This window comes from Kiritimatiellia bacterium (genome assembly GCA_028715905.1).
Taxonomy (GTDB): domain Bacteria; phylum Verrucomicrobiota; class Kiritimatiellia; order JAAZAB01; family JAAZAB01; genus JAQUQV01.
Genome location: JAQUQV010000030.1, coordinates 23469 through 29479, shown reverse-complemented (window position 1 = coordinate 29479; position 6011 = coordinate 23469). Strand labels below are relative to the sequence as shown.

Sequence of the window (6011 nt, the reverse complement as noted above, 5' to 3'; positions counted from 1 at the left end):
GGAGCGGGCGAAGGGAATCGAACCCTCACCACCAGCTTGGAAGGCTGGAGCTCTACCATTGAGCTACACCCGCAAATAATGCAAAAATACGATGACCCTGAAAAAACGCGCGTCTGTGCGAGCGAGCGCTTTTTATTATCCCAGTCTTATAATATATGGGCATGGCGCTAAAGCAACAAAGAAATCCGGCGTAAAAAAAGATTATGGCTATCGCCCCCCCGGCAAGATTGCGGCCACCCGCGCCACACGGACACAAAACACCGCCAGCTTACATGTTTCCCTGAATTGGACAGCGAAAGAATAAGCCGCCGCCAGGAGTAATGTCATCAAATTCTTAAGCCGCTGGCAATCCAGAACGCGCGTATCTATCAAATGATAGCCTTGTTTGATAAAACGAGAATATGCAGGCAATATCCTGACAAAGAACAATGCTTTACGATACAACGGTTTGACTACCAAGAACTTACAGTTTTAAACATTTCCCCTCTTTTGATCCAGATATCAATTATGGCAATATCGGATGGATTGACGCCGGGAATCCTTGAAGCCTGGCCTAATGAGGTTGGCTTAATTTTGAGCAGTTTTTGCCTGGATTCAAAGCGAAGCGTTTTGATGGCATTATAGTCAAGCCAATCTGGAATCAGGATGGAATCAATGCGGGAAAATCTCTGGATTTGTTCCAGTTCGCGTTTGATATATCCATCATATTTTAATTGTATTTCAATTTGTTTTTTGACTTCGTCCGGCAGGTCCGGATTGCAACCTGGGATTTGATCATAATTATTATCCGGATTTTTAAGCATTTGGGACAAACTTGATGAACCCAGAAAAACTTTAGAAAGCCTGTCAGTTTCTTTTTTTATCATTCTGTAGTGTTTTTCGCGTGTCGCAATTTCGTCTGGAGCACATATTCCTATTTTTTGCGCGAGCCCCAGCATTCTGAACATTACATTATCCTGACGTAACATCAGTCTATGTTCTGAACGCGAAGTAAACATTCTGTAAGGCTCGTCAGTCCCCTTGGTTACCAGGTCATCTATCAGGACGCCAATATAAGCTTCATTCCGTGAAATACTGATTTTCTCTCTGCCAAGTATTTTGGCCGCGGCATTCACTCCCGCAATAAATCCTTGAGCTGCCGCCTCTTCGTATCCGGTTGTTCCATTGATTTGTCCTGCAAAAAACAGGTTTTCAATAGATTTTGATTCAAGACTATTTGCTAATTGCGTAGGATCGGAATAATCGTATTCAATGCCATATCCATAATCTAATATGATACATTTTTCAAGGCCTGGGATAGAATGGACAAACTGATCTTGAATATGTTCAGGCAAACTATTGGATATTCCATTTGGATAGACTTTAATTGAATTTCGTCCTTCGGGTTCAATAAAGACATGATGCCTTTTGCTCTCAGGAAATTTGACGATTTTATCTTCAAAGGACGGACAATAACGAACACCTGTTCCAGAAATATAGCCGCCGTATAATGAACTTAAATGAAGATTATTTCTTACAATGTCATGTGTTTGTTCGTTAGTATGAGTCAAATAACAAGGTATTTGAGATGTTCCCGGCGGCCAGGGCCTCATATTTGAAGCCAATTGTTCCACGTGGAACAATTGTTTAATAATATTATTATTTAAAATATTTTTTGATTTACAGCTGTCCTTATAATCATGTTTTGCCGCGCTTGAAATCAAAGGCGGCGGTTCAAGACCATCTTGCCGACTCATTGCGCCATAATCCACCGTTTCTTTATGAATTCTAGGCGGCGTCCCGGTTTTAAATCTTGCCAAACTAAAACCCAATTCCTTTAAATTATGACTTAATTCTAATGCCGCCATTTCCCCCTTGCGTCCGCCGCCAAATGATTTTTGACCGATATGTATTACTCCATTTAAAAAAGTCCCCGGCGCTAAAACAACTGTTTTTCCCATAATTTTACTATTATCCAGTAAAATTACACCTTTCAGTTTACCATTTTCAACCCATAATTTTATAACACTTGCTTCTAAAATAGTGATATTTTTAGAGTGTTTTAGAATATCAATCATTCTAAGAGAATAGAATGATTTATCGCATTGAATTCTGATTGACTGGACTGCCGGTCCCTTACGGAGATTAAGAATTCTGTATTGAAGGCCGGTATAATCGGCATTTCTTGCTATTTCTCCGCCTAAAGCATCTATTTCACTGACAAGGTGTGATTTACCTATACCGCCGATTGAAGGATTACATGACATTTTTGCTATATATTTACTATCGGCTGTTATCAAAAAAGTTTTTGCTCCCATTCTGGCAGCAGACAATGCCGCTTCGCAACCTGCATGTCCGGCTCCAACCACGATGACATCGCATATTAAACCAGAGGAATTCTGTAATGTCGTCATTTTCCGATACAAAATCTATTAAAAATTGAATCAAGTAATTCCTGATAATATTTTTTCCCTGTTGCGCGGGCAATACATTCAAGAGCGTTCCTGATTTTAGAGGCCGCAAGAATCAGGCAGGACTCATCATGCGAACAGAGCATAGTAACGGCTTCTTCCAAATCGGACTGCGTATCGCGCAGAATATTCCTGTGCCTTTCCGAAATAACACATTTATGCATACGGCCTTTTTGCACACCAAGTTTATTGATTATTTCTTTTTTAATTTCTATAATTCCTTTATTATCATTTACTTGCGTTTGCAGAAAAGCATAGCCGTCAAATGTTGACAATGAAATGGCAAGGCCTAAATCTATTTTGTTCAAAACAATAATTGTCCTTTTGTAATCAAGGGTTTTGATGTTTTCGTAATCGTCAGGTTGCAGACGGACTGACGCATCAAAAACATGCAAATTAATATCGGCCAGCTCCATCTGTTGTTTTGCCCTACGGACGCCTTCCTGCTCCAGGCAGCATTCCGACAATCTCAGCCCGGCGGTATCAATCAGACGAACAGGAATGCCGTCAATGGCGATCTGTTCTTCAACCACGTCCCGGGTGGTGCCAGGAATAGGAGAGACAATGACCCGATTCCGGCCAGACAAGGCGTTCAGCAGGGTGGATTTACCCACATTGGGTTTGCCGGAAATAACCACCAGCGCGCCGTCCCTCAGGACATGGCCCTCGTCCCAGGTTTCCAATACTGCATCAATTTTGTGCAATGCGCCCTTCAGCCGCTCGGCAATACCGGGCACAACCGAATCGGGAAGTTCGTCCTCAATAAAATCAAGCGTTGCTTCAACATCCGCGCACGCCTGTAAGATTACATCGTAAATATCGTTGAATGAAGCGCTTAGAGCGCCATCCATCTGTTCAACGGCGGCGGCCGCGCCGCGGTCCGTCTGGGCCCGGATAAGATCCAGCACGGCTTCGGCCTGGAGCAGGTCTATTCTCCCGTTCAAAAAAGCGCGCCTTGTGAATTCACCGGGCTCTGCCAGGCGTATTTTTTGCCGCAGAATGGCCCTTAATATCTTTTTGGCCGATATGGTTCCTCCGTGGCAATGAAATTCAACAACATCTTCGCGCGTATAGCTGCGTGGAGCGCGCATGACAAGCAGCAACGCTTCGTCCAGCACCGTTCCTTTAGAAACGACGTGTCCGTAAACCACGGCCGGCGCCGGCCGTTCCGACGGCCGGGGCGGCGAACATTTGAAAATCATGTCGGCAACCGGCAGACTTTCGGGACCGGACACCCGGACAATTGCAATACCGCCTTCGCCGGGAGCCGTGCTGATGGCGGCGATCGTATCGTTTAAGATGGCCATGGGAAGCAATATTTATCAGAAAAATAATGACTTTTCACTACAAAATAATATCATTATCACATGCACGAAAAAAACGGCGCGGGGGGACGCGGGAACCGGTTGTTCGGCAATGATAATTATTTGAGCCAATTGCCGCGCAAGGTTTGCGAAGCCAACGCTTATCTATTGAGAAAAAAATGCGGTCCTGGCTGGTTTTGCGCGAAAAAGTTTTGAAAAACGCTTTTTTGGCCGGAGAAAATCATGTGGGAATATACGGATAAAGTGCTGGACCATTTTCGCAATCCGCGGAACGTGGGGGTGATTGACAATCCGGATGGAAGCGGCGAGGTCGGCTCCATGGCCTGCGGCGACGCCTTGAAACTCACCTTCAAGCTGGACGCAAACAAAAGAATAGCCGAAGCGAAATTCCAAACCTTCGGGTGCGCCAGCGCCATTGCTTCCTCCTCGGCTTTGACGGAGATGATCAAGGGCAAAACCCTGGAAGAGGCTGAAAAAATAACAAACCAGGACATCGCCGATTATCTCGGCGGACTGCCGGAACAAAAGATGCATTGCTCGGTCATGGGGCGCGAGGCGCTGGAATTGGCCATTCATAACTATCGCACCGGGGATACTTCCGGAAAAATTCTGGAAGGCCGGGTAATATGCCACTGTTTCGGCGTTACGGAGGAGGAAATAACGCGGGTGGTCCGCGACAACCATCTCACCGGCGTGGAGCAGGTTACCAACTATTGTAAGGCCGGCGGCGCCTGCGGGAAATGCCGCGATGATATCGCGGCGATCATCGCAAAAATCAACGGTTTGGGACCGAAAAACGAGCAACCCCGTCCGCCCCGTCCCGGCCGGGCATTGACAACCCTTCAGAAAATCAAGCTGATTGAAGAAACTCTGGAAAAAGAAGTGCGGCCCGCCTTGCGGAAAGACGGCGGCGACATAGAGCTCATTGACGTGGCCGGCAACGACGTGTTCGTGGCCCTGCGCGGCATGTGCGCGAACTGCCAGGTGGCGCGCTTTACCCTCAAGGATGTGGTGGAGGCCAGGCTGAAAGAATTTGTCTCCCCCGATATTGTCGTAAAGGAGGCTCCTCCTTGAAACAGATTTATCTGGACAATAACGCCACGACCGCCGTGGCGCCCGAGGTGCTGGAGGCTATGACACCTTTCTTAAAGGAGTTGTGGGGCAATCCCTCCAGCATGCACGTCTTTGGCGGCCAGGTGCGCCGGCACGTGGAGCGGGCCCGCCGGCAGGTAGCCGACTTTATCGGAGCGGACCAGCCGGAAATCGTTTTCACCAGCTGCGGCACAGAAAGCAACAACATGGCCATCCTCGGCACAATGGAAGCGGCCGCCGAAAGGATGAATTTCATCACCACGCGCGTGGAACATCCGGCTGTGCTGGAACCGGCCCGCAAACTGAAAGGCCTTGGATTTAATGTTATTGAGCTGGACGTTGATTCATACGGGCAGATTGATCTCGGTCAGCTTAAACGGTACCTGGGTCAGGGTCCCGCGCTGGTAAGCATCATGTGGGCCAACAACGAGACCGGCGTGATATTTCCCATCAGGGAAATAGCGGAGATGGTCAAGGGCGCCGGCGGAATCATGCACACCGACGCGGTCCAGGCCGCGGGTAAAATCCCGATTGACCTGCGCGGGACAAAAGCGGATCTGCTTTCTTTGTCCGGCCATAAATTGCACGCGCCCAAGGGCGTCGCCGCGCTCTATATCCGCAGGGGAACGCGCGTCGCGCCCCTTATCCACGGCGGACACCAGGAATTCGGCAAGCGCGGCGGGACGGAAAACGTGCCCGGCATCGTCGCGCTTGGAAAAGCCTGCGAATTATCGGCGGACAGCATTTCCGAAGAAGCCGCGCGCGTGGCGGCCTTGCGGGACCGCTTGCAGGAAGGTATTTTGAAAATGTGCCCCGACACGCGGGTGAACGGAGACCAGACCCGCCGCCTGCCGAACACGCTCAATATCAGTTTCCTTTATGTTGAGGGCGAATCAATCTTATATCACCTGAGCGACCTGGGGGTTGCCGCTTCTTCCGGCTCGGCCTGCACCTCCGGCTCGCTTGAGCCCTCGCATGTGATCCGCGCCATGGGCGTCCCTTTCATCGCCGCGCACGGCTCAATCCGCTTCAGCCTGAGCCGTTACAACACCGGCGATGACGTTGATTATGTCCTGGAGCATTTACCGCCGATTATTCGGAAACTGAGAAGCATTTCGCCCTTCGGCCGGATGTAACTTGCGCG

At 48.6% G+C, this 6011-nt stretch carries 4 protein-coding genes and 1 tRNA gene; 2 read left to right on the top strand and 3 right to left on the bottom strand.

The window, feature by feature from the left end:
- Positions 1 to 2: 2 nt before the first annotated feature.
- The 3 genes from PHP98_07310 to mnmE form a co-directional block, all read right to left on the bottom strand.
- Positions 3 to 73, bottom strand: a tRNA-Gly gene (locus PHP98_07310).
- A gap of 379 nt (positions 74 to 452) precedes the next feature.
- Positions 453 to 2393: an FAD-dependent oxidoreductase gene (locus tag PHP98_07305; protein MDD5483442.1), complete on the bottom strand. Its 1941-nt coding sequence runs from the start codon at positions 2391 to 2393 to the stop codon at positions 453 to 455.
- Entirely contained in the window at positions 2390 to 3757 is a 1368-nt protein-coding gene (gene mnmE / locus PHP98_07300; protein MDD5483441.1) for a tRNA uridine-5-carboxymethylaminomethyl(34) synthesis GTPase MnmE, read from the bottom strand. Before mnmE ends, PHP98_07305 begins: the two co-directional genes overlap by 4 nt.
- 240 nt (positions 3758 to 3997) lie before the next feature.
- Here mnmE and nifU point away from each other — a divergent pair, with 240 nt between their 5' ends.
- Both nifU and nifS read left to right on the top strand, forming a co-directional pair.
- On the top strand, positions 3998 to 4849 hold the full coding sequence (gene nifU / locus PHP98_07295; protein MDD5483440.1) for a Fe-S cluster assembly protein NifU: 852 nt from the start codon (positions 3998 to 4000) through the stop codon (positions 4847 to 4849).
- Positions 4846 to 6003, top strand: coding sequence for a cysteine desulfurase NifS (gene nifS / locus PHP98_07290; protein MDD5483439.1), 1158 nt, complete (start codon positions 4846 to 4848; stop codon positions 6001 to 6003). The genes nifU and nifS overlap by 4 nt, the downstream gene beginning before the upstream one ends.
- Positions 6004 to 6011: the final 8 nt, after the last annotated feature.

What these genes read in the sequence shown, in the direction of transcription:
- PHP98_07305 (MDD5483442.1), bottom strand. Translation starts at nt 2,393, where the DNA reads ATGACGACATTACAGAATTCCTCTGGTTTAATATGCGATGTCATCGTG.
- mnmE (MDD5483441.1), bottom strand. Translation starts at nt 3,757, where the DNA reads ATGGCCATCTTAAACGATACGATCGCCGCCATCAGCACGGCTCCCGGC.
- nifU (MDD5483440.1), top strand. Translation starts at nt 3,998, where the DNA reads ATGTGGGAATATACGGATAAAGTGCTGGACCATTTTCGCAATCCGCGG.